At 71.3% G+C, this 21,858-nt stretch carries 26 protein-coding genes; 14 read left to right on the forward strand and 12 right to left on the reverse strand.

Annotated features, from left to right (window positions below; genetic code table 11):
* Nucleotide 1 precedes the first annotated feature (1 nt).
* A complete protein-coding gene (locus ACFPLC_RS02570) occupies nt 2-1,354 on the reverse strand; it encodes a TrpB-like pyridoxal phosphate-dependent enzyme (protein WP_378199064.1) in 1,353 nt (450 codons plus the stop codon).
* Nucleotides 1,355-1,419: 65 nt separating this feature from the next.
* On the opposite strand from ACFPLC_RS02570, the gene ACFPLC_RS02575 reads away from it, so the two are divergent.
* From ACFPLC_RS02575 to ACFPLC_RS02590, 4 genes are all read left to right on the forward strand, one after another.
* A complete protein-coding gene (locus tag ACFPLC_RS02575; protein WP_378199061.1) occupies nt 1,420-2,097 on the forward strand; it encodes a dienelactone hydrolase family protein in 678 nt (225 codons plus the stop codon).
* Nucleotides 2,094-2,810: a phosphatase PAP2 family protein gene (locus ACFPLC_RS02580; protein ID WP_378199058.1), complete on the forward strand. Its 717-nt coding sequence runs from the start codon at nt 2,094-2,096 to the stop codon at nt 2,808-2,810. Before ACFPLC_RS02575 ends, ACFPLC_RS02580 begins: the two co-directional genes overlap by 4 nt.
* A 61-nt stretch (nt 2,811-2,871) precedes the next feature.
* On the forward strand, nt 2,872-3,219 hold the full coding sequence (locus ACFPLC_RS02585) for a GntR family transcriptional regulator (RefSeq protein ID WP_378199055.1): 348 nt from the start codon (nt 2,872-2,874) through the stop codon (nt 3,217-3,219).
* A gap of 21 nt (nt 3,220-3,240) precedes the next feature.
* Nucleotides 3,241-3,738 (forward strand): hypothetical protein, encoded by a 498-nt coding sequence (locus tag ACFPLC_RS02590; protein WP_378199052.1) that lies wholly within the window; start codon nt 3,241-3,243, stop codon nt 3,736-3,738.
* A gap of 27 nt (nt 3,739-3,765) precedes the next feature.
* Here the strand turns inward: ACFPLC_RS02590 and ACFPLC_RS02595 are convergent, their stop codons facing one another.
* A complete protein-coding gene (locus tag ACFPLC_RS02595) occupies nt 3,766-5,367 on the reverse strand; it encodes a hypothetical protein (RefSeq protein ID WP_378199049.1) in 1,602 nt (533 codons plus the stop codon).
* Between the two features lie 150 nt (nt 5,368-5,517).
* Here ACFPLC_RS02595 and ACFPLC_RS02600 point away from each other — a divergent pair, with 150 nt between their 5' ends.
* Nucleotides 5,518-8,028 carry a tetratricopeptide repeat protein gene (locus ACFPLC_RS02600; protein WP_378199046.1) on the forward strand — a complete coding sequence of 837 codons (2,511 nt, stop codon included), beginning with the start codon at nt 5,518-5,520 and terminating at the stop codon, nt 8,026-8,028.
* 1 nt (nt 8,029) lies between these two features.
* Here the strand turns inward: ACFPLC_RS02600 and ACFPLC_RS02605 are convergent, their stop codons facing one another.
* On the reverse strand, nt 8,030-8,623 hold the full coding sequence (locus ACFPLC_RS02605; protein ID WP_378235675.1) for a DNA-binding response regulator: 594 nt from the start codon (nt 8,621-8,623) through the stop codon (nt 8,030-8,032).
* Nucleotides 8,624-8,783: 160 nt separating this feature from the next.
* Here ACFPLC_RS02605 and ACFPLC_RS02610 point away from each other — a divergent pair, with 160 nt between their 5' ends.
* The gene (locus ACFPLC_RS02610) at nt 8,784-9,023 is read left to right on the forward strand and encodes a hypothetical protein (RefSeq protein ID WP_378199041.1); all 240 of its coding nucleotides are present in this window, start codon (nt 8,784-8,786) and stop codon (nt 9,021-9,023) included.
* 1 nt (nt 9,024) lies between these two features.
* On the opposite strand, the gene ACFPLC_RS02615 is transcribed toward ACFPLC_RS02610, so the two are convergent.
* Both ACFPLC_RS02615 and ACFPLC_RS02620 read right to left on the reverse strand, forming a co-directional pair.
* Nucleotides 9,025-10,248, reverse strand: a complete 1,224-nt coding sequence (locus ACFPLC_RS02615) for an RNA polymerase sigma factor (protein WP_378199038.1) — start codon at nt 10,246-10,248, stop codon at nt 9,025-9,027.
* Nucleotides 10,245-10,568 carry a YciI family protein gene (locus ACFPLC_RS02620; protein ID WP_378199035.1) on the reverse strand — a complete coding sequence of 108 codons (324 nt, stop codon included), beginning with the start codon at nt 10,566-10,568 and terminating at the stop codon, nt 10,245-10,247. The genes ACFPLC_RS02615 and ACFPLC_RS02620 overlap by 4 nt, the downstream gene beginning before the upstream one ends.
* Before the next feature lie 62 nt (nt 10,569-10,630).
* Here ACFPLC_RS02620 and ACFPLC_RS02625 point away from each other — a divergent pair, with 62 nt between their 5' ends.
* Complete coding sequence (locus ACFPLC_RS02625; protein ID WP_378199032.1) at nt 10,631-11,092, forward strand: phage tail protein; 462 nt, start codon at nt 10,631-10,633, stop codon at nt 11,090-11,092.
* Between the two features lie 4 nt (nt 11,093-11,096).
* Here ACFPLC_RS02625 and ACFPLC_RS02630 read toward each other — a convergent pair whose 3' ends face one another.
* From ACFPLC_RS02630 to ACFPLC_RS02640, 3 genes are read right to left on the reverse strand one after another with little or no spacing between them, the layout of a single operon-like run.
* A complete protein-coding gene (locus ACFPLC_RS02630) occupies nt 11,097-11,963 on the reverse strand; it encodes an aminoglycoside phosphotransferase family protein (RefSeq protein WP_378199029.1) in 867 nt (288 codons plus the stop codon).
* A 57-nt stretch (nt 11,964-12,020) separates the two neighbouring features.
* Nucleotides 12,021-12,242 (reverse strand): translation initiation factor IF-1, encoded by a 222-nt coding sequence (gene infA / locus ACFPLC_RS02635; RefSeq protein WP_378199026.1) that lies wholly within the window; start codon nt 12,240-12,242, stop codon nt 12,021-12,023.
* Complete coding sequence (locus tag ACFPLC_RS02640; protein WP_378199023.1) at nt 12,242-12,940, reverse strand: GNAT family N-acetyltransferase; 699 nt, start codon at nt 12,938-12,940, stop codon at nt 12,242-12,244. The genes infA and ACFPLC_RS02640 overlap by 1 nt, the downstream gene beginning before the upstream one ends.
* Nucleotides 12,941-13,191: 251 nt before the next feature.
* Here ACFPLC_RS02640 and ACFPLC_RS02645 point away from each other — a divergent pair, with 251 nt between their 5' ends.
* On the forward strand, nt 13,192-13,815 hold the full coding sequence (locus tag ACFPLC_RS02645; RefSeq protein WP_191313708.1) for a VOC family protein: 624 nt from the start codon (nt 13,192-13,194) through the stop codon (nt 13,813-13,815).
* Between the two features lie 89 nt (nt 13,816-13,904).
* Nucleotides 13,905-14,702: an Fpg/Nei family DNA glycosylase gene (locus ACFPLC_RS02650; protein ID WP_378199020.1), complete on the forward strand. Its 798-nt coding sequence runs from the start codon at nt 13,905-13,907 to the stop codon at nt 14,700-14,702.
* Here the strand turns inward: ACFPLC_RS02650 and ACFPLC_RS02655 are convergent.
* A complete protein-coding gene (locus ACFPLC_RS02655) occupies nt 14,699-15,691 on the reverse strand; it encodes an IS481 family transposase (protein ID WP_378199017.1) in 993 nt (330 codons plus the stop codon). The two genes, ACFPLC_RS02650 and ACFPLC_RS02655, sit on opposite strands and share 4 nt — an antisense overlap.
* Nucleotides 15,692-15,888: 197 nt before the next feature.
* Here ACFPLC_RS02655 and ACFPLC_RS02660 point away from each other — a divergent pair, with 197 nt between their 5' ends.
* Nucleotides 15,889-16,683, forward strand: coding sequence for a PIG-L family deacetylase (locus tag ACFPLC_RS02660; protein WP_378199014.1), 795 nt, complete (start codon nt 15,889-15,891; stop codon nt 16,681-16,683).
* A gap of 313 nt (nt 16,684-16,996) precedes the next feature.
* Here the strand turns inward: ACFPLC_RS02660 and ACFPLC_RS02665 are convergent, their stop codons facing one another.
* The gene (locus tag ACFPLC_RS02665; RefSeq protein ID WP_378199011.1) at nt 16,997-17,395 is read right to left on the reverse strand and encodes a RidA family protein; all 399 of its coding nucleotides are present in this window, start codon (nt 17,393-17,395) and stop codon (nt 16,997-16,999) included.
* A gap of 47 nt (nt 17,396-17,442) precedes the next feature.
* Between ACFPLC_RS02665 and mtnA the strand changes: the two genes are divergently transcribed.
* Entirely contained in the window at nt 17,443-18,393 is a 951-nt protein-coding gene (gene mtnA, locus ACFPLC_RS02670) for an S-methyl-5-thioribose-1-phosphate isomerase (RefSeq protein WP_378199008.1), read from the forward strand.
* On the opposite strand, the gene ACFPLC_RS02675 is transcribed toward mtnA, so the two are convergent.
* Nucleotides 18,390-18,605, reverse strand: coding sequence for a ferredoxin (locus ACFPLC_RS02675; RefSeq protein ID WP_191313713.1), 216 nt, complete (start codon nt 18,603-18,605; stop codon nt 18,390-18,392). The two genes, mtnA and ACFPLC_RS02675, sit on opposite strands and share 4 nt — an antisense overlap.
* Nucleotides 18,606-18,607: 2 nt before the next feature.
* Complete coding sequence (locus ACFPLC_RS02680) at nt 18,608-19,798, reverse strand: cytochrome P450 (protein ID WP_378199005.1); 1,191 nt, start codon at nt 19,796-19,798, stop codon at nt 18,608-18,610.
* A 113-nt stretch (nt 19,799-19,911) separates the two neighbouring features.
* On the opposite strand from ACFPLC_RS02680, the gene ACFPLC_RS02685 reads away from it, so the two are divergent.
* Genes ACFPLC_RS02685 through ACFPLC_RS02695 form a run of 3 tightly spaced genes read left to right on the forward strand, consistent with a single transcriptional unit; the run spans nt 19,912 to nt 21,825 of the window.
* Entirely contained in the window at nt 19,912-20,421 is a 510-nt protein-coding gene (locus tag ACFPLC_RS02685; protein WP_378199003.1) for a PadR family transcriptional regulator, read from the forward strand.
* Nucleotides 20,418-21,623: a cytochrome P450 gene (locus ACFPLC_RS02690; protein WP_378199000.1), complete on the forward strand. Its 1,206-nt coding sequence runs from the start codon at nt 20,418-20,420 to the stop codon at nt 21,621-21,623. Before ACFPLC_RS02685 ends, ACFPLC_RS02690 begins: the two co-directional genes overlap by 4 nt.
* Before the next feature lie 4 nt (nt 21,624-21,627).
* A complete protein-coding gene (locus tag ACFPLC_RS02695) occupies nt 21,628-21,825 on the forward strand; it encodes a ferredoxin (protein ID WP_378198997.1) in 198 nt (65 codons plus the stop codon).
* Nucleotides 21,826-21,858: the final 33 nt, after the last annotated feature.

Here is a 21,858-nt window from a genome sequence, read left to right on the forward strand (position 1 = left end):
GTCAGGGCAGCGTCGCCAGCGATTTCTCGAGGGCCGTGTCGGACAGTTCGTCGTCCACCATGTCGCCGGCGAGGTAGGCGCCGTACGCCGGCAAGTCCAGGTGGGCGTGGCCGCACAACGCCGTGAGGATCACCTTCTCCTCGCCGGTTTCCTTGCACCGCAACGCTTCCTGGATGCACGCCGCGAGTGCGTGGGTCGGCTCGGGGGCCGGGATGATGCCTTCGGACCGGGCGAACCGCACCCCCGCCGCGAAGCACTCCTGCTGCCCGATGGCGATCGCCTCGATCAGGCCGAGCTCGTAGATGTGCGAAATCAGCGGGGACATCCCGTGGTACCTCAGCCCGCCCGCGTGGATCGGGTCCGGGATGAACTCGTGGCCGAGCGTGTGCATCTTGAGCAGCGGCGTGAGCCCGGCCGTGTCGCCGAAGTCGTAGGCGTACTTGCCGCGCGTGAGCGACGGGCACGCGGCCGGCTCGACCGCGCGGATCACCGGGTCCATCCGGCCGGCCAGCTTCTCGCGCAGGAACGGGAAAGCGAGCCCGCCGAAGTTCGAGCCGCCGCCGGTGCAGCCGACCAGCACGTCCGGCGTGTCGCCGGCCAGCTCGAACTGCTTGAGCGCTTCCTCGCCGATCACCGTCTGGTGCAGCAGCACGTGGTTGAGCACGCTGCCCAGCGCGTACCGCGCGTCCGGATCCTGCGCCGCCTGCTCGACGGCTTCGCTGATGGCGATGCCGAGGCTGCCGGTGGAATCGGGGTGCTGCTTGAGGATCGCGCGGCCGGACTCGGTCAGCTCGGACGGGCTCGGGTGGACGGTCGCGCCGAACGTCTCCATCATCAGCTTGCGGTAGGGCTTCTGGTCGTAGGACGCGCGGACCTGCCAGACCTCGCACTCCAGCCCGTACTGGGCACAGGCGAAGGCGAGCGCGCTCCCCCACTGGCCGGCGCCGGTCTCGGTGGTCAGCCGCGTGACGCCCTCGGCCGCGTTGTAGAACGCCTGCGGCACGGCGGTGTTCGGCTTGTGGGAGCCGACCGGGCTGACGCCTTCGTACTTGTAGTAGATCCGCGCGGGGGTGCCCAGCGCCTTCTCCAGCCGTCGCGCCCGGAACAGCGGCGACGGGCGCCAGAGCCGGTAGACCTCCCGCACTTCCTCCGGGATGTCGACATAGCGATCAGTCGTCACTTCCTGGGCGATGAGCGCCTGCGGGAACAGCGGCGCGAGGTCGTCCGGGCCGACGGGCTCGCGCGTGCCGGGGTGCAACGGCGGTGGCGGCGGCTCGGGCAGGTCGGGGATGACGTTGTACCACTGGGTGGGGAGGTCTTTTTCGTCCAGGACGTACTTGGTCTGCTCAGCCATCGAACCTCCTTGGTCGGCACCTCAACCTAGGACGCCCGAGGCCGCGGAACCAGTACGGTGATCGGGTGAGGAATTCAGTCCTGAACGACATCCCGATCCGGCAGCCCCCGTCCGGCCGCGGCCCCGGTCTGGTGCTGGTCCAGGAGATCTTCGGCCTGGACGACTACCTGCGCTCGGTCGCCGCGGACCTGGCCGCCATGGGGTACGTGGTGGCGATCCCGGAGCTGTTCTGGCGGACGGCGCCGGGGTGGTCGTCGACGCACGACGAAGCCGGGGTCGCGGCGTCGTCGGAGGTGGCGGCCTCCTTCGACCCGGCGCTGGGGCTGTCGGACGTCCTGGCCACGATCGGCCACCTGCGCTCGCTGCCGTCGGTGACCGGCGGCGTGGGCGTCCTGGGCTTCTGCCTGGGCGGCTCGATGGCGTTCGCCGCGGCGGTCGAGGGCGACCCCGACGTGGCGGTGTCGTTCTACGGCTCGAGGGTGCCGGAGCAGATCGACGGGCTGTCCCGGGTCGACTGCCCGATCCAGTTCCACTTCGGCGGACAGGACCCCTACATCCCGCGGTCCGACGTGGCCGCGGTGGAGGCGGCCGTGGCGGCCCACCCGGGCGCGGAAATCCACGTGCAGGAGGACGCCGGGCACGCGTTCCACAACCACGTGGCCCCGATGTTCCACCACCCCGGCGCGGCGGCCCGGGCGTGGGAGCTGACGACGGAGTTCCTGCGGCGGACCCTGCCGGCGTGAAGACGGCGCTCCTCCGGGGTGCCGGCGGGCGCCCCGGAGCGCTCGTCGAACTCGTCTTCCTGCTGCTCTGGTTCCTGCTGTTCACCCGGCTCGACGCCGCTGTGGGCAAGGACTTCGCGGCCGCAGACGCCAACGCGCAGGCCCTGCAGGCCGTGGAAAGCGCGGCGCACCTGGACATCGAGCTGAGCGCGAACACCTGGCTGGCCGGCCATCCGCTCCTCGGCCACCTGGCGGTGTACGTGTACCGGCTGTACTACGTGGTGGTGGTCGGCGTGCTCCTGTGGGTGTTCCTCCGGCACGCCGGGGCCTATCGCCACGTCCGCCGGACGATGGTCACGATGACGGCACTGGTCCTGCCCGTCTACTGGGCGGTGCCGATGTCGCCGCCGCGGTTCGCGCTGCCGGGCGCGGTCGACGTCGTCGCCCGGTACGACCCCTTCGGCCTGGAGAGCTGGACGCACCCCACCCACCACACCGCGATGCCGAGCATGCACGTGGGCTGGTCGCTGTGGTGCGCATATGCGGTCTGGTACGCGCTCCGGGACACCCACCCGCGGCTGGCGTGGTCGGCGTGGTCGTTCCCGGTGCTGATGGCGGCGGTCGTGTTCGGCACGGCGAACCACTACGTCCTGGACGTCGCCGGCAGCGTCGCGCTGCTGACCGTCTCGATCTTCGTGGCGTCACTGTGGGGACGGCTCGCCGGATCCCGGTAGCGCGGATCCGCGCCGGGGACGTTGACCGCCGCACTCGGATGGTGCTAATAATACTAGCACTATGAGATGGGAAGTCGATCACTCCTCGCGAGAGGCGTTGCCACGCCAGATCATGGCGTGCGTACGGCGGGGGGTGGCTTCGGGAGAACTCGCCGTCGGCGAGCAGCTGCCACCGGCGGCCGAGCTGGCACAGGCCCTCTCGGTCGACCGCAACACGGTGCTGGCCGCCTACCGGCAGCTGCGCGACGACGGCGTACTGGAGTTCCGCCGGGGCCGCGGGGCCCGGGTCGCCTCGGCCGTCACGGAACCGGCTCCGGTCACCGAGGCGGCGCAGGCGCTCGTCACCGTCGCCCGCCGGCACGGTTTGGGCCGGCACGACCTGCTTCGCCTCATCGAGAAGCTGACCTGACAGTCGAGAGGACGGTGCCCCATGACGGCATTCCCCGGCTCCGGCCGGTATGCGATCTACACGGGACGCGTGACGAACTGGCCGCTGGTGGCCGTCTTCGGCGTGGCTGTGCTGGCGCCGCTGCTGGCACTGGCCGGCATGTCGCAGGGCAGCTGGCTCGACTCGCCGAACATCGTGACCTCCCTGCTGGTGGCTGCTTTCGCGGTGCTCCTCACCGGGGTGACCGGGTTGAGCGTCCGGACGACGGCGGGCCCCAACGGCGTCTCGGTCCACTGCGGCGCGTTCGGCTGGCCACGCCGCACCTACCGGCTGGACGAGATCGACCGCGCCGAGGTGACCCGGCTGTCCCCGCTGTGGTGCCTGTTCTTCGGCAACTCGTGGAGCCCCACCCACACCCACTTCACCGTCCGGGGCGGCCCCGTCGTGCGGCTGGTCCTGCGCACCGGCCGGTACGTGACGATCAGCGTGCCCGACCCCGCTGCCGTGGTCACGATCGTCCACGAGGCCAAAGTCGCCTGACGCCTCGTTTCGGGCGTGCGCAACGCGCTAGGACTCCTGCCGCGGGCCGGGCGGGCCCACCGGCCAAGGCGGCCCGGACGGCCACGGCGGATCCACCACGACCGGCCGCGTGGCCGGGTCGCGGGCGCCGGCCCGCCAGCCCGCCGCGACGATCAGCGGCAGGCAGACCGCGGCGAGGATCAGGCCGAGGCCGGTGGCCGCGTCGTGGTCCTGCGGGTGCCCCACCGTCCAGCCCAGCAGAGGTCCGGTGTACGCCAGCCCGGTCAGGACGGCGGCCGCGACGACGGCGGTCATGCGCGGCCGGTGCAGGAGCGGCTGCCCCAGTGCGAGCCCGGCGCCGATGCCGACCAGGCACAGCACGGTCACCAGCCAAGGGCCCGTCGCCATCCCGGAGTCCGAGGTGAAGAACGCCACCGCGCCGAGGACCGGGAGGCTCAGCACGACGAGCAGGACGAGGGGAACCACGGCGGTGAACCCGCGCCCGAGTCTGCGGCGCACCCGGCCGGCCGCCACCGTCGTGCCGATCAGCAGCGCGAGCACGGTGAACAGCCCGGCGTTCATGACGCCGTCCCCGATCACCCGGCCGAACGCGGTGAGCGGAGCCGGCCGGATGTCCAGCCCGGTCTCGGGGAGCACGACCGGGAACTGGCGCCAGGCACCGTCGGCGCCGCGGACCAGCATCCCTTCCACCCCGTTGGCGACGAGCACCTCGTGTCCACCCGGGACGGTCCGGACGGCCACCTCGGCACTGCCCACTTTGGACAGATTGACCACCTCGGCCGGGAACGGGTGCTGGCGCAGGACGAACTCCCACCGGGCGGCGGGCAGCTCCCAGGCGGTGTGCCAGGTCCGGCCGCCGTCGGTCGTCTCGTCGACGCCGGGCTGCCGGCCGCCACTCGGCAGCCTCCCCTGGTTGTCGAGATCGGCGGTGCCGCGCACTCGGTAGCAGTGTGCGGCCACGTCGGGCACGCAGGCTTCGGCCTGCCGCTTCGGCGGCGGCGCCGAGGAGTCCGACGGCGACGGCACCGGCGACACGAGCTTCCAGCCGTCGACGCCCGAGGACGAGGCGTAGACCCCGTCGGCCGCCTCGATCACCACCTGGGACCCGGCGGTCTTCACCGATTCGACCGCCTGGGTCGTGTCCATGGGCGCCGACGTCGCGGTGATCGCCAGCACCGCGAACGGCGCCACGACCACCACCCGCACCCGGAACGCCAGGCCGGCCGGCAGGGGCGGCGCGGCCGTCACCCGGCGCCAGGCCCACCAGGAAAGGCCCAGTGCGGGCAGCGCGACCAGGTCGGCCGGATCGGCCAGGACCACCGAAGGCCCGTTGACCACCGACCACGCCGCCGAAGCGACCCCGGCGCCGACGGTGGTCAGCTTGACCAGCGCGAACCCGGCGCCGGTCACCAGCACCGAGGCCGCGGCCCCGGTCCGGGCGGCGCAGAACAGGCCGAGCAGCAGCCCGAGCACCGGCGGCGCCGCCACCAGCCCGGCCACGTCGCTGAGCTTGCCGGTGACGAGCCCCGGCCACGCCGGTTTGAGCACGTGGTCGTTGAGCAGCAGCACCGCGGTGGCGCCGACGCTCAGCGGATGCGCCAGCCAGCGCAAGAAGACCCCAGTTCGCATTCGGTACAGCCTGCGGTGCGGTGATCACGACCACGACACGGCTCGGCCCCGGATCGAATCCGGGTACCCGCCGGTTCGGCGACCGGCGACGCTCGGTCACCGTTGGCGCATCCCCTTTCCTCCGGGCGCCGGACACCGGATGATGGCAGGATGGCCGCGCGGAAGTGGAAGCGAGCTGTGTCGCTCGGTGTGCCGGTCGCCGTCCTCGTGTTGTTCACCGCCACCGGAATCAGGTTCGCCTGGTTCGCCGATCCCGCGCGCGGTGCGTGGCCGTGGATCGAGGCTGCCAGCTGGGTCGTCGGCATGGGCGTGGGCATCCCGTCGCTGGTGCTGCTGGTGCTCGACCGCCGGAAACCCTCGCCGTCGGCGGCCGAACCGCGCCGCGACCCCGGAATGCTGGACCGCGAGGGAGAAGTCGAGCGACTCCACGCGCTACTCTCCGAGGAGAAAGCCGGCGTCGTCACCGTGGTGGGCGTGGCAGGCATCGGCAAGTCGACGCTCGTCGAGGCCGTGCTGAAAGACCTTGAGCGCACCACACCGCGGCCGGTCGTCTTCCGGCATACGGCGGCCCCGGACAGTCGGTTCGACGTCCGGCAGCTGATCGCCGACATCCGGGGACGCAACGTTTCGTCGATCGTGTTCGGCGAAGACGCGGCACCGCTCGGCGCCCTGGCGGCCGCCCTCGAGAACGCCACGCGGGAACGCATCATCATCGTCATCGATGACGCGCAGCACCTCCAGCCGCGCGAGGACCGGCGCCTCGACCTCCAGCTGACGGAGCTGCTCGACCGGATCGACACCGACCGGCGGCACCGCGTGACCGTCGTCCTGGTGAGTACCGAACGGCTACGGGCGAAGACCGGCGACCACCACTGGCTGACCGAACGGGTGTCCGTCAGCTTGCCCTGGCTGCCCCGCCCGGACTTCGACGAACTTCTCGACCGGGCTGATCTGACGAAACTGCGGAAGAAGCGAAGAACGCTCTGCGAACAACTCCAGGGCAACCCGGGCTGCGTCCGGCTGATGCGGGCTAGGAACCTACTCTCCGCGCGGAAGATCGGCACCGAAGAACTGCTGGCGCCCTTGGGCCCCAAGGTCACCTTGAACGATCTTCTCCGGGTGACGGTCAACGAACTCAGCCCGCCACGCCAGAAGGTCCTGTACGCCCTCGCGGCCTGCGGTACGTCGGTCGACAGTGAGACCGTCGCCGCGGTGCTGGCCGGTGTCGTGCCGGACATCGAAGTCGCTGCTGCTCTGAACGATCTGGCGAGCAGTCAGCTCGTCGGGCTGGCCGACGGACAGTACTACCTGCCCGTGTCCGACCCCGGCACGCTCCTGCCGCCGGACGGCCCGGAGCGGGAAGACCTGCTGCTCAGGGCGGCCGAGGAACTCGGGAACCGGCGGGACGTCAAGCCCACCGGACCCGGCGGGTTGCGGCTGCACTTCGCGCAGTTGGAGGCGCTGGTCGCGGCGGAACGGTATCCCGAAGCCTTCGGCGTGATCGACGACATGATCGAGTTCCTGGACCGGTGGAACTGCGGGTTCATGCTGTTCGAACAGCGCAAGAAGCTGCACGGCCGGCTGGGCCACGACTTCCTGGAAATGGCGAACGACAACGCACTCGGTTCCCTCGCCAGTGCGATGGGCGAATTCGGGGACGCCAGCGCAGCCTTCGGCCGCGCGCTGGTCTACGCGGACAAGCTGGACCAGCCGGAGATCCGGACCGGCATTCGGCTGGATCTCGCCGCGATGTACTGGCGGGACGGCAACGCCGAATCGGCCTGCAACTACTACGAACTGGCCCGGTCGGACGCCCGGTCGCAGGGTGAGGCTGGGTTCCTCGCGCGCGCTCTGCTGGGCCTCGCCGACTGCCACCGCCGCTGGGGGCAGTACGACAAGGCCATCGGGCACGCCGAAGCCATCCTGGCCATGGCCGACGGTGTCGATGCCGCGCGCAGGGTCCGGGTGTCCGTGCGGCTCGCCCGCTGGTACTCGGAAACCGGCGACCAGCACACGGCACGGGAACGCCTGGGGCAGGCACAAGCGGCCGCGGACGGGGACCAGCGGCTCCAGGTGCTGTGCCGGGATGCCGAAGCCGACCGGTTCCTGGCGAAGAATCTGCCCGACCGCGCGAAGGAGCAGGCGCTCAGGGCGGTGGACCTGGCCCTGGAACTGGAGGACCCGGTCGCCATCCTCCAGGCGCGGACCACGCTGGGCATGGCCTACCTGAGGAAAGACGATCCGGAAAAGGCCGCGCCCCACCTCGAGGACGCCATGCGTTACCGCCGCCCGGGCCGGGCCCTCATCGTGCTCGCCCTGCACGCTCTCGTCACGCAGGCAACCGCCCCCGACCGCGCACCGACCCTGTTCCGGCAACTGGCCGCACAAGCCCGTGCCAGGACCGGAAGCGACCCGCGGGACTTCGGTGCGTACGACATGCTCGGTTTTGCCATCTGCGGCGTGCGCCTGGACACCGACGAGAACCTCGGCGACGCGATTGAGGCGTTCGACCGGTCACGGGCGATCACCCGCGGCGCGGAGCCGCTTCTGCAGGAGCGACGCCGTTTCCTGGTGGAGAAGCTGCAGGGTTACGCGGGAACGGACCGGTTGGCGCCGGTCCTCGACGCCTTGTCCGGCACCCGCACCCGGCCGCCGGAGTGACTCAGCCGGACAGCCAGCCGGACTCCTGGGCACGCAGGATCGCCTGCATGCGGCCGTCGACACCGAGTTCGCGGTACAAGGTCTTAAGCAGGCGGAACATCTCCCGCTCGGAGTAGCCGGCGCGGTCGGCCAGCCGCGCGACCGTCGACCCGGCCGACAACTGCCGCAACCACGACAGCTGTTCGGCTGTCAGGGGTGCCCCCTGTGCAGGCAGCGCGGTCGCGAGCGCCGTCACCACGGCGATCGGCAGGACCGCCTGCCCGTCCGCCGTCGCCTCCACCGTGCGCAGCAGCGCCTGCGCGGTCGCGTCCCGCGGCAGCACCGCCGCCGCCCCGGTCCGCACCGCACGGGCACCTGCCGCGGGCGATCCGCCGTCGAGCACCGCCACGACAACGCTTTCGTGTCGCAACCGCCCCACGAGCTCCCAATCGGCGTCGGTCAGCAAACTGACCAGTACCACGCCATTCCGGCGGTGCCGCGCCCAAGCGAAGACATCATCCGGGGTGTCGACCACGTGACCGGCCGCGGACAGCACCGCTTCGGTACCGTGCCGGAACATCGGCAGCGGGTCGAGCACCACGACACGGAGGCCCACCCGCCCCAGCAAACATCAACAGCCGCCGCGGAACCGGCGCGACGCGCACATCCGGCGGGAATTCCGCCGGATCCTGGCAGGGCTCTGCCACGCCGCGGCATGGACCGGCGCGGACACCCACACCTAGCTTGGACGTCCGGGCGAGGTGTCTGGAGGGGCCATGGTTCACGACGACGAACTGAGCGAGCCGGAAACCACCACGCTCAGGATCAGGGACATGGTGGCGCGGGGCCGGGTCCCCCGTCCGCCCGAGCACATCTACCGGCGGATCCTGGCCGAGTGCCGTCCGGGCCGCGGGCCGGTGGCGATCTGGCAGGCACTGCGGCGGGAGCACGTGACGCTCGAGTCGGTGGTGTACGTCCTCGAGGAGCAGCGCAAGGCGTCCGACCGACGACCTTAAGCTACCCCAGCTGGTCCCGGCGGCGCGTCAGGTACGCGACCTCGGCGGTGTTGCCCGCCAGCTCGATGGCTTTGCCGTACGCCGTGCGGGCTTCCGCGTCGCGGCTCAGGCGCCGCAGCAGGTCGGCGCGGGTCACGTGGTAGGCGTGGTAGCCGGCCAGCTGGTCCCCGAGCCGGTCGACCGCCGCCAGCGCCACCTCCGGGCCGTCGAGTTCCGCGACCGCGATCGCCCGGTTGAGGGCGACGACCGGCGAGGCGTCGACGCGGACCAGCTGGTCGTAGAGGGCGACGACCTGCGACCAGTCGGTGTCGCGGATGTCGCGCGCGGACGTGTGCACGGCGTTGATCGCCGCGAGGATCTGGTACCGGCCCGGCGCCACCCCGGCGGCGAGGCGCTCGCGCACCAGCCCGTGCCCCTCGGCGATCAGCGCCGCGTCCCAGGTCGCGCGGTCCTGCTCGTCGAGCGCGACCAGCTCGCCCGCCGCCACCCGGGCGGGACGGCGGGCCTCGGTGAGCAGCATCAGGGCGAGCAGCCCGGTCACCTCGCCGTCGTCCGGGAGGAGGGCGTGGAGCAGGCGGGTGAGCCGGATCGCCTCGGCGGTCAGGTCGTGCCGGATCGGGTCGGTGCCGGGGCCGGTCGCCAGGTAGCCCTCGTTGAAGACGAGGAACAGGACCATGAGCACGCTGGACACGCGGGCGGGGAGGTCCTCGGCCGACGGCACGCGGTACGGGATGCGCGCCCCCTTGATCTTGGCCTTCGCGCGGGTGATCCGCTGTTCCAAAGTGGTCTCGCGGACGAGCAGGGCGCGGGCGATCTCGGGCACCGTCAGGCCGCCGACCAGGCGCAGGGTCAGCGCGACGCGGGCGGGCGTCGCCAGCGCCGGGTGACAGCACGTGAAGATCAGCCGCAGCCGGTCGTCGTCGATGGCGCCGGACGGCTCCGGCGGGGTGTCGTCCTGCACCATCCAGGCTTCGCGGTGCTTGTCGTCGCGCTTGCTCTCCCGCCGGAGCCGGTCGATGGCCTTGCGGTTCGCGGTGGTGTTCAGCCAGGCACCGGGGTTCGGGGGCACGCCGTCGGCCGGCCACCGCTCGACGGCGGTCGCGAACGCCTCGGCGGCCGCGTCCTCGGCGAGGCCGAGATCGCCGAACCGCCTGGTCAGCGCGGCCACCACCCGGGCCCACTCCGCGCGGTGCACCCGGGTCACGGCCTCTTTGACGTCGGTCACCGGATCGGCCGGACTTCGATCTTCCGGTCGCACACCTTCGACGCCTCGGCGGCGAGCTCGAGCGCCACGTCCGGATCGGCGACGTCCCACACCCAGAAGCCGGCGAGGTACTCCTTCGACTCCACGAACGGCCCGTCGGTGAGCACCGCCTGCTCACCCCGGTTGTCGACGACCGTGGCGGCGTCGGTGTCCGCGAGCCCGCCCGCGAAGACCCAGTAGCCGTCGGCGATCAGCCGTTCGTTGAACTCGCTGATGGCCGGCTGGCGGTCCGTGCGGCCGGGGTTCTCCTTGTCGTCGATGACGGAGACCAGATACTGCATACAACATCCTCTCCGGGAGTGGCCTACGCTGAGTCCGGTCAGGACACACGCGGAGGAACACCATGCCCTACACCGTGGACTTCGACACCGTATCGACGACCGGACTGGAGTCGTCGCCGGTGGCGGACGCGCTGGCCGGGTTGCGGGCGAACGAGGCCCGCTACTTCAAGAACAAGTACGACCACGTCTTCACGGTCGAGCCCGCCGACACGGCCCGGCCGATCATCGACCGGGTGCACCGCATCCTCGAGGAGGAACGCGGCATCGTCATCGCCTCGCGCCCGCTCGAGGCGACCGAGTTCCAGGTCGAGAACATCCGGTGGTCGTACGTCTTCTACGAGAACGGCCTTTCGATCAACGTCCTGTACACCGTGGACGAGGGCGGGAAGCGGGCGGTCGGGTTCAAGCTCTCCGACGGGATGGAGGTGCCCGCGGAACTGGCCTCCTTCAAGTTCGCCCGCCAGAAGTCGAAGCTGGCCGGCACCATCCGCGGCTCCTACTTCGTCATCAAGAACGAGTACTGACCGCTCACCCCGCGAGGGCTGCGGTGATCTGGCGGGTCGTCTGCGCCGCCACCCGCGGGTCGACGGCCGCGTACGCCACATAGGCGGTCAAGCCAGTCGCCAGCGCCCAGCCGCGGCCGCGGGTCCAGGTGGCCTCGTCGACGCCGAGCGCCGTGCGGAAGGTCGCTCGCGTGCCGGCCGACATGAGGGTGAAGGCGATCATCAGGTCGCAAGCCGGGTCGCCGGCCCCGAGCTCACCGAAATCGATGACCGCGCTGAGGCGCCCGCCCGCCGTCAGCAGGTTGCCCGTGTGGAAGTCGCCGTGGCACCAGACCGGTGGACCGGCCCACGCGGGTGCCGCGAGGGCGGCGTCCCACAGTCCGGTCAGTGCCGATGTGTCGAAGGCGTCACCGACTTCCTCGATGGCGGTCCTGGTCGCCGCGTCCCGGGCGGCGAGCGGACGGACGGCGAGGTCCGCGGTTTCGCCGTCGAACCGGTGGAGCGCGGTCAGGAACCCGGCCAGCTCGACGGCGGCCTCGTGCGAGCCCGACAGCGCTTCGACCGTGGCCACCTCGCCGTCCAGCCAGCGCGACACCGCCCACGGCCACGGGTAGCCGAAGTCCGGTTCGCCCACCGCCACCGGGACGGGGACGGCCAGTGGCAGGTGCGGTGCCAGCCGCGGCAGCCACTCGGCTTCCTTCGCCGCCTGGCCGATCGCGCCGGCGTGGCGCGGCAGCCGGACCGACAGCTCGTCGCCCAGCCGGTGGATCACGTGGTCCGAGCCGGCCGGGGCGTACCGGGTCAGCGGCAGCCCGGCCCACTGCGGAAACTGCGTGCCGACCAGCCGTCGCACCAGTGCGGTGTCGATGGCCGGGGTCGTCTCGACGTCCAAGGGAGCTCCTCCGGGGAAGCCGTCGCCAGGTCCGGGGACCCGGCGACGGCTTGCGGACTAGGTGCGGTACCGGAACAGGATCCGGCCGCGGTTCAGGTCGTACGGGCTCAGCTCCACCAGGACCCGGTCGAACGGCAGGATCTTGATGAAGTTCTTCCGGATCTTCCCGCTGATGTGCGCGAGCACCTTGTGCCCGTTCTCCAGCTCGACCCGGAACGTCGCGTTCCGCAGGCACTCGACGACGGTGCCCTCGACTCCGATCCCGGCGGTGTTGGCCATCAGCGCAGCACCAGCTCGAGGTTGCTGCCCACGCGGCGGGCTCCGGCGCCTTCGAACAACGCGATCGCCGCCGGGTTCCTTTCGTTCACTTCGGCGGAAGCCGCCGGGATTCCCTTGTCGTGCAACGCGTTCAGCACGTACGTCAGCAACGCGCGGCCGATTCCGCGCCGCCGCCGGTCCGCACGGACCGCGATCAGCCCGATCCGCGGCTGCCGCGGCACCGCAGCCAGCCGGACCAGGCCCACGTAGTCACCCGCGGACTCCGCCACCACGTACTTGGTGACGTCCGGGACGGCCGGGCGGGGCAGGATCTCCGCCGGCATCTCCTCCCAGCCCACCGTCGCCTCGATTTCGGCGCGGATCACGTCTTCGGCCGAGTTCAGCAATTCCGCGTCGGCCGGCGGCCCGATCGTCACCCCCGCCGGCGCGGAGGCTTGGCCCGGCGCCGTGGGGAGCAGGTACTCCCACTCACGGCGCCGCGTCGTGAAACCGGCCGATTCCCAGCGGGACCGGAGTTCGGTGTCGGCTTCGTCGACCACGGTGTGGAGCGGCCTCGGCAGCGCGGGCAGCATGTCGGCCGCGAGCAGCGCGAAGTCCGCGTCGTCCCACGTGTCGATGCTGAGGAAGAGGCGGCCGTCCGGCCGCCGGGACACTTCGCCACGGCCGGCCACGTCCGGCCGTTCGTGCAGATGGTTCATGGTGTCGCCTTTCGGGAGTACCGGTTCCCGGTGCTCCCGGCGACAGCTAGGCCGGCCCGCCCGTGACGACCAGGGGGAGCACCCACAACGTTGCAGCGTTCACGGGTCTCACCTCCTCGGGCCGGGTCACGGACGGCGGAAAGCTATCAGACCGCCGCGCACCGCGCCCACTCCTTTTTCCGAAGCCGGCCGGGCAGACCGATCAGGAATCGAGAAGCGCCGGTCAGCGGCCCGGACCTAGCGTTACCGGCATGACGAACATCGAAACCATCACCCTCGAAGTTGCCGACACCGCCGCCGCCGAGCGCTTCTACGCCGAGGCCTTCGGGCTCACCACCCAGCTGCGGTTCCGGGTCGCGGACGCGCCGAGCGACGGCTTCCGCGGGTACACCCTCTCCCTCACCGTGCCGCAGCCCGCCGACGTCGACTCCCTGATCGAGACCGCGCTCGCGGCCGGGGCCACGACGATCAAGCCGGCCACCAAGTCCATGTGGGGCTACGGCGGCACCGTCCGGGCGCCGGACGGCGCGATCTGGAAGCTCGCGACCTCGGCCAAGAAGAACACCGGCCCGGCCACCCGCAAGATCGACGCCATCGTGCTCCTGCTCGGCGCCGCCGACGTGGCCGCCAGCAAGAAGTTCTACGTCGGCCAGGGCCTGACCGTCGGCAAGAGCTTCGGCAAGATGTACGTCGAGTTCGACGCCGGCGAGAGCCCCGTCAAGCTGGCGCTGTACCGGCGCAAGGCGCTCGCCAAGGACGCCGGTGTCGCCCCCGAGGGCAGCGGCTCGCACCGGATCGCGGTCGGCGCGGCCGCGGCGTTCACCGACCCGGACGGCTTCGCCTGGGAGACCACGGCGTCCGCGAGCCTGTCCTGATCAGTGCCCGCCCGCGCAGCAGGTCGGTGACGGCGGCCCGGTGGCTGCTGGCGCGGCGTGATCGGCGTCCGTGCCGGAGACTGGGTCCCGTGCCTGAACTCCCCGAAGTGGAACTCGCCCGGCAGGTCCTCACCGGCGCCCTCGGCCGGAAGATCCGGTCGGTGGACGACCACGACGACTGGGTCTGCCGCCCGCACGCACCCGGGGACATCGCCACGGCGTTGACCGGCGGGCGGCTGGTGGAAGCGCATCGGCGGGGCAAGACCCTGTGGTGCGAAACGGAAGGCGGCGACGGGCAGCCCGGCCCGAACCTCGGCCTGCACCTCGGGATGGCCGGGCAGCTGCGGTTCGGCGGGGCGAGCGGGCCGCCCGGCCCGCGGCGCTTCCACGGCCGTGTGGAGAAGCCCGAGTGGTTCCGGTTCGGGATCACTTTCGCCGACGGCGAACAGCTGCAGCTGTTCGACACGCGGCGGCTCAGCCGGGTGCGGCTCGACCCGGACCTCGACGCGCTCGGCCCGGACGCCGGGGAGATCTCGCGCCGCGACTTCGGTGCGCGCGTCGGCCGCGGGCGGGCGCCGCTGAAGGCGCGGCTGCTGGACCAGTCGGTGGTGGCCGGGATCGGCAACCTGCTGGCCGACGAAACCCTGTGGCAGGCGGCGTTGTCCCCGGCCCGGCCGGTGAACGAGCTGGGCGCGGACGACCTCGCGAACCTGCACAAGGCCCTGCGGAAGGCGTTGCGCGCGGCGATCCGCCACGGCGGCGTGCACACCGGGGAGATCATCGGCCACCGCCGGGCGGGCGACCACTGCCCGCGTTGCGGCGCGGAGATGAGCCACGGCACGGTCGGCGGCCGGTCGACCTGGTGGTGCTCGAAGGAGCAGGCCTAGCTGTGATGTCCGGGGAGGTTGGTCAGTCGGGTGACCGGTGGTTTGCCGCCGGTTGAGCTGTGGGGTCGGTGGTGATTGTAGAAGTGCAGCCATCCCGGTAGCGCGGCCCGGCGCAGGGCCTCGGACGGGTAGAACCGTGCGTAGGCCCACCCCTCGGCCAGGGTCCGGTGGAACCGCTCGATCTTCCCGTTGGTTTGCGGCCGGTAGGGCCGGGTCCGTTTCGGGACGACACCCAGCTCGGCGCACGTATCCCGCCAAGCATGAGAGCGGTAGGCCGAGCCGTTGTCGGAGAGGACCCGTTCGACGGTGACGCCGAGGTCGGCGAACCAGGCCACCGCCCGGCGCAGCACGGCGGTGGCGGTGGCGGCGGTTTCGTCGGCGTGGATTTCGGCGTAGGCGACGCGGGAGTGATCATCGATGACGGTGTGGACGAACGCGGTGCCGGTGCGGGGTTTGTAATCCGCGCCGCGAGGCAGGCCCGGGGTGGCTCGTTTGTTGATCTCGCCTTGCTGTTTGCCGACGTAGCGCCAGCCGCCGCCATCGGGGATGTTGCCGAACTTGGTGACATCGACATGGATCAGTGAGCCGGGGTGGTCGTGTTCGTAGCGGCGCAAGGGTTCGCCGGTGACCCGGTCGAGGCAGGTGAGGCGGTTGATCCGGCAGCGCACCAGCACCGCGTGCACGGTGGAGGCGGGCAGGCCGAGCCGGCCGGCGATCTGGACCGGGCCCAGCCGGTGCCGCCACCGCAGCCGCACGATCGCCCGCACCAGCGCGGGCGAGGTCTTGCCCGGGCTGTGGTGCGGACGGCTGCTGCGATCGGCCATCCCGGCCACGCCTTCAGCGCGGTAGCGCCGGGCCCATTTCGCGGCGGTCTTGGCGGCGACCATGAACATCTTCGCCGCTGCGGCGCAGGTCCAGCCCTGCTCGACGATCAGCCGGGCCAGGCGTAGCCGGGTGCGTGGGGTCAGGGTGGCGTTAGGGTGGGACACGAAGGCCTCCGGCAGGTGATGTGGTTCCTAGACAGCTCCACTTCACATCCGGAGGCCTTCACCTGTCTGCACGACAGGCCGTCACCGGTCACCTCAACTCGGGACAACGTCCCTGAACATCACACCTAGCTGCCTTCAGCGGCGGGACGGCATCCTCGCGGGCGTTTTTGTCGGTGGTTGCCGGTACCGTCGCGGACATGGCAACCCTGGTCACTTTCCACGCCCACCCGGACGACGAATGCCTCCGCACCGCGGGCGTCATGCGTAAAGCCGTCGAAGAGGGGCACCGGGTCGTGCTCGTCGTCGCCACCAAGGGCGAGGTCGGCGAGGTCCCCGAGGGGTTCCTCGCCGAGGGCGAGAAGCTGGAGGACCGGCGCGTCCAGGAGTCGTACGCGGCCGCGGAGATCCTCGGCGTCGAGCGCGTCGAGTTCCTCGGCTACCGCGATTCGGGGATGATGGGCGAGCCGACGAACGACGACCCCGCGTGCTTCTGGCGCGCCGACGTCGAGAAGGCGGCCGAGCAGCTCGCGGCGATCCTGCGCGCGGAGTCGGCCGACGTCCTGACGGTGTACGACGACAACGGCGACTACGGCCACCCGGACCACATCCAGGTCCACCGCGTCGGCCTCCGCGCGGCCGAGCTGGCCGGCACGAAACGCGTCTTCCAGGCGACGTTCAACCGCGAGTTCATGCAGCGCGGCTTCGAGGCGGCGGTGGCCGACGGGGTGATCCCGCCGGAGGCCGCGCCGAAGCCACCGGAGAACGTGGAGTTCGGCAAGCCGGAGGCGGAGATCACCGCGGCGGTCGACGTGTCGAAGTACGCGGCGGTCAAGCGGGCGGCGATGCGCGCCCACCCGAGCCAGATCAGCGAGGACATGTTCATGCTGGCCATGCCGGACGACGCGTTCACCTTCGCCTTCGGCACCGAGTGGTTCATCCGCTGGGGCGAAGGCCCCGGAATCACCGAAACAGACCTCATGGCCGGCCTCTGACGAGCCCGGGGCCGGGGCCGGGGCCGGGGCCGGGGCCGGGGCCGGGGCCGGGGCCGGGGCCGGGGAGCAGGCTAAGAGGTGGCAGGCGGCGATATCAACCGGCGCGAGCAGTCGGTTTGGGCCGTGTCGCCCCTCCAATCACGCGAGATGCCCCTCCAATCACGCGAGATCGCTCCCCAATCACACGAGATCCGCCTCCAGTCACGCGAGATCGCCCGCTGATCACGCGAGTTCCGGCCCCGATCACGCGAACCGACTCCCCAGGCACGCAAGCCGACCCTCCAGGTACGCCAGTCGACCGCCCGGGTACGGGTCAGGTGAGCGCGGCCGTCACGTCCAGTTCCACCAGCTGGCCCGGGAAGCCCAGCTGGGCGACGCCCAGCAGCGTGCTCGCCGAGCTGAACGCCTCGGCGATCGGCGACTCCGTCAGGCGGGTCCAGACCGACGACAGCACCGAGCGGTCCTCCGTCACCACGTAGATCACCGTCCGGACCACGTCGGCCGGGCTCGCTCCCGCGAACTCCAACGCCCTTGCCGTGTTGGCGACGACCCGGTCGGTCTGGGTCAGGACGTCGCCCTCCACCAGTGCGCCGTCCGGGGTGAGGGGGCACTGGCCCGCCAAGTACACCGTCCGGGACGCCGAGGTCACCGTCACGTGGTGGTAGCCGGGCGGGGTGTGCAAGCCGGGTGGGTTCTGCCGTTCAATGGTCACGTCCCATCTTCACCGGCTCGGCAAGCGGAAATCTCCGAGGAGGGCTCGTGCGCAGGACCATCGACTGGGCTGACGGCGCCGTCGTCATCATCGACCAGACCGCTCTCCCCGGCGAATACCGGCTGCTCGAGCTGAGGACCGTCGGGGAGCTCGTCGACGCCGTCAAGCGGCTCGCCGTCCGGGGCGCTCCCGCGCTCGGGGCCGCCGGGGCGCTCGGGGTCGCACTGTCCGCCCACCTGAACGGCGATGTCCCGAAAGACGCCGAACTCCTCGCGCACGCCCGGCCCACCGCCGTCAACCTCGCCTGGGGCGTCGAGCGCGCGCTCGGGAAACTCGGCCAGGGCAAAGACGCCGTCCTCGCCGAAGCGCTGGCCCTGCTCGACGAGGACGAACAGCTCAACGAGACCGCCTCGAAGCACGCCGCCGAGATCGTGCTCGCCGAGTGCCCGCGACGCCCTCTCAACCTCCTCACCCACTGCAACGCCGGGCGCCTGGCCACCGTCGGCTGGGGCAGTGCCCTCGGCGTCGTCTGGCACCTGCACGAACGCGGGCTCGTCGAAGAAGTCCTGGTCGACGAGACGCGCCCGCTGCTCCAGGGCGCCCGGCTGACGGCGTGGGAGCTCGCCCAGGCGAACGTCCCCTACCGCGTGCAGCCCGACTCGGCCGCCGCGGCCGCCATGGCGCGCGGGATGGTCGACTGCGTGCTCGTCGGCGCCGACCGGATCGCCGCGAACGGCGACGTCGCCAACAAGATCGGCACCTACGGCCTCGCCATCGCCGCACGCCACCACCGGGTACCGTTCATCGTGGTCGCTCCTTCATCCACAGTGGACGGCAAGCTCGCGGACGGCTCGGGTATCACCATCGAGGAACGCGACGCCGCCGAGCTGACCGAACACACGCCGGAGGGCGCGCAGGTCTTCAACCCCGCGTTCGACGTCACCCCGTTCGACCTCATCACGGCCGTGGTCACCGAGCACGGCCGCTTCGAGCCCTAGGGACGCGGGCCGATCTCGCGGCCGCCGTCGGTCACCGTGATCGCCATGGCCGGGCAGGAGTCCGCCGCGTCGAGCACCGTCTCGTCGGGCTCGACCGACGGGGTCACCGGGTGGGCCACCGCGCCGTCGAGGGTGAACACCTCCGGCATCAGGGCCGCGCACATCCCCGACCCGATGCAGGTGTGTTCGTCGACCTTCACGTCCCAGCTCATCATCACCATCCGATCGGCATCGACCGCGGTCCGCGGACGAGCATCTGCGTCTTCCACACGATATCGCCGGCGAGGTGCAGCCCCGGCATCTCGGTGACCAGCGCGCGCAGCGCCTCCTGCAGCTCCAGCCGGGCCAGCGGCGCGCCGAGGCAGTGGTGGACGCCGTGGCCGAAACCCAGGTGCTGGTTCTCCTCGCGGTCGAACCGCAGCTCGTCCGCGTCGCCGAACCGGAGGCCGTCGCGGTTGGCCGCGCCGATCGCCACCAGCACCGGTTCACCCGCCCGGACGAGCACGCCGCCGACCTCGACGTCTTCCGTGGCGTAGCGGGCGAATCCCGCGCCGGCGCCGAGCGGCACGAACCGCAGCAGTTCCTCGACCGCGGCCGGGATCAGCTCCGGGTCGGCGCACAGCCGCTCCCACTGCTCGTGCTGGTCCAACAGCGCGTAGACGAAGTTCGGGATCTGGCTCGCGGTGGTCTCGTGCCCGGCGACGAGGATGCCGACGCACAGGTCGACCAGCTCCAGCTCGGTCAGCCGGTCGCGGACGTCCCGAGCCTCGATCAACGCCGTCATCAGGTCGTCGGCCGGCTGCTCACGGTGCTCGGCGATCAGGCCGCGCATGTAGTCGCGCAGCTCTTCGCGGTTGCGCTCGAACTCCTCCGGCGTCAGCCCGCTCGTGGACAGCGCCGCGTCGCTCCACACGCGGAACTTCGGCCGGTCGGCGACCGGGACGCCGAGCAGCTCGCAGATCACCGCGACCGGGATCGGCAACGCGTAGGCGTCGACCAGGTCGGCGGGCGCCCCGGCCGCCTTCATGTCCGCGATCAGCTCGGAGGCCAGCGAAGCAACGCGCGGCCGGAGCAGCTCGACGCGGCGCATGGTGAACGCCTTGGCGACCAGCGTCCGCAGCCGCGTGTGGTCCGGCGGGTCCATCTGCAGGATCCCGCCATCGCGCACCACCGGCGAGCGCCGCGGGGCGTCCTTTTCCTTCTCCATCGCCCGCGAGAACCGGCGATCGCCCAGCACCAGCCGGGCGTCGGCGTACCGCGTGGCCAGCCAGGCCGGCTCCCCGTAGGTCATCTTCACCCGGACCATGCCCTCGGCCTCCCGCGCGGCCGCGTACGCCTCGTTCAGGTCGAGCCCGGCCTCCTCGTTGAAGGGGTACGCGAGCGGTTCGGTGTGGGTGGTGGTCATGCGGAACCCCCAAAACAGTTTGTAAGCAGCTGCTTACAACGCTACACAGTTTCTTCCCACCTGTCACGATCCGCCATTGCCTCGTCACCGAACCCTAGGTTACGGTGACCTAGGTGTGGATCGAAATCCTTCTGCTGTCGAAACTGGCCGTCGAGCCGATGCACGGGTACGAACTGCGCAAGGCGGTGGAGGCTTCGACCGGCCACACCCTGTCGAACAACTCGCTCTACCCGACCCTGCGGCGCTTCGTCGACGCCGGTGCGGTGAGCCGCAGCGCCGAGGAGCAGGAGGCCAAACCGCCGCGGCACGTCTACACGATCACCGAAGTCGGGCGGGAACTGCTGCACGATCTGCTCGCGGACTTCCCGGCCGAGCTCGCGCTCAACGAACCGGAGTTCTTGGCGCGCGTGGGGAACTTCGCCTGGCTGCGCCCGGACGAACGGACACGCGTGCTCGAAGTCCGTAAGAAAGCGCTCACCGCCGAGCGGGAACGGCTCACCGGGCTCGCCGCCGGGCAGGCCGATTCGTGGAGCCGCGCCGCACTGCAGCACGTGCTCGGGAAGTTCGACGCCGAACTCCGCTGGCTCGCCGAACTCACCACCGATCCGAGGGAAGACGCATGACCACCACCGAAGAGACGCCACGCCTGCCCTTCGCCCGCGCGGACGCGCTCGCCATCGCTCCGGACTACGCGGTCCTCCGGCGGCAGGCGCCGATCAGCCGGGTGCTCACCCCGGCCGGCGACCCGGCCTGGCTGGTGACCTCCTACGAAGAGGCCAAGGAAGTCTTCCGCGACAAGCGCTTCGGCCGCTCGCACCCGGCGCCGGAACAGGCGTCGCGGATCTCCTACGCCGCCGTGCAGGACGGCCCGAGCGGTGACTTCGAAAACGAGGAGCGCGAGCACAAGCGGATGCGCCGGATGCTGGCGCCCGCCTTCTCCGCGCCCCGCATGCGCGCCCTCGGCGACCGCATCGCCGAACTGACCGACCGCTGCCTCGACGACATGGAAGCCGCCCGCGCCGACGGACCTGTCGACCTGACCGACTTCCTCGCCTTCCCGCTGCCGGTGCTGGTGATCTGCGAACTCCTCGGGGTGCCGTACGCCGACCGGGAGCACTTCCGCGGGCTGTCCGAGCGGATCGCGGTGATGAACGGCGGCGAAGACGCCCAAGCCGCCATGGCGGAATTCATGGCGTACATGACGAAACTGGCCGACGCCAAGCGCGCGGATCCGCAGCCGGACGTCATCTCCGACATGGTCGCCTACCAGGCCGAAGACCCGACCTTCACCGGCGAGGACCTCGCGCGGATGGGTGCCGGCCTGTTGTTCGCCGGCCACGAGACGACGTCGACGCGCATCGCGATGGGCACGCTGTTCCTGCTCGCCGACACCGCCCGCCGCGACCGCTTCGCCGCCGACCCCGATGGCCAGGTGAACCAGACCGTCGAGGAGATCCTGCGGCTGACCGCGACCAGCGGCACCGGCCTGCTCCGGTACGCCCACGAAGACGTCGAGATCGCCGGCACGCGGATCATGCGCGGCGACGCCGTGCTGATCTCCAGCGACGCGGCCAACCGGGACGCGTCGGTGTTCGCCGACCCGGACGGGTTCGATCCGGACCGGACGCCGAACGTGCACCTCGCCTTCGGCACCGGCGCCCACGTCTGCATCGGCGCCAACCTCGCCCGCACCGAGCTGCGGACGGTGTTCCGGAAGCTGTTCCACCGCTTCCCCGGCCTGCGGCTGGCCGTCGGGATCGACGAGATCCCGGTGCGCACCAACCGCGTCGCCGGTGGCGTCGAGCGCGTCCCCGTGGAGTGGTGAGCCGATGAAGATCACCGTCGACACGGGCAGCTGCGTCTCGTCCGGCCAGTGCGTCCTGCTGGCGCCGGAGACGTTCGACCAAAACGAGGACGACGGCACGGTCGTCCTTCTCACCGAAGAGCCGTCCGCCGCCGAGCAGGACGCGGTCCGGCAGGCCGAGCTGACCTGCCCGGCCGCCGCGATCCGCCTCTCCGGCACCTGAGGGTCCGTCGCGCCCGCGTCCGGTTTGCCGGTT

Origin of the sequence: Amycolatopsis plumensis (assembly GCF_042652605.1) — a bacterium.
GTDB classification, from domain to species: Bacteria; Actinomycetota; Actinomycetes; order Mycobacteriales; family Pseudonocardiaceae; genus Amycolatopsis; species Amycolatopsis plumensis.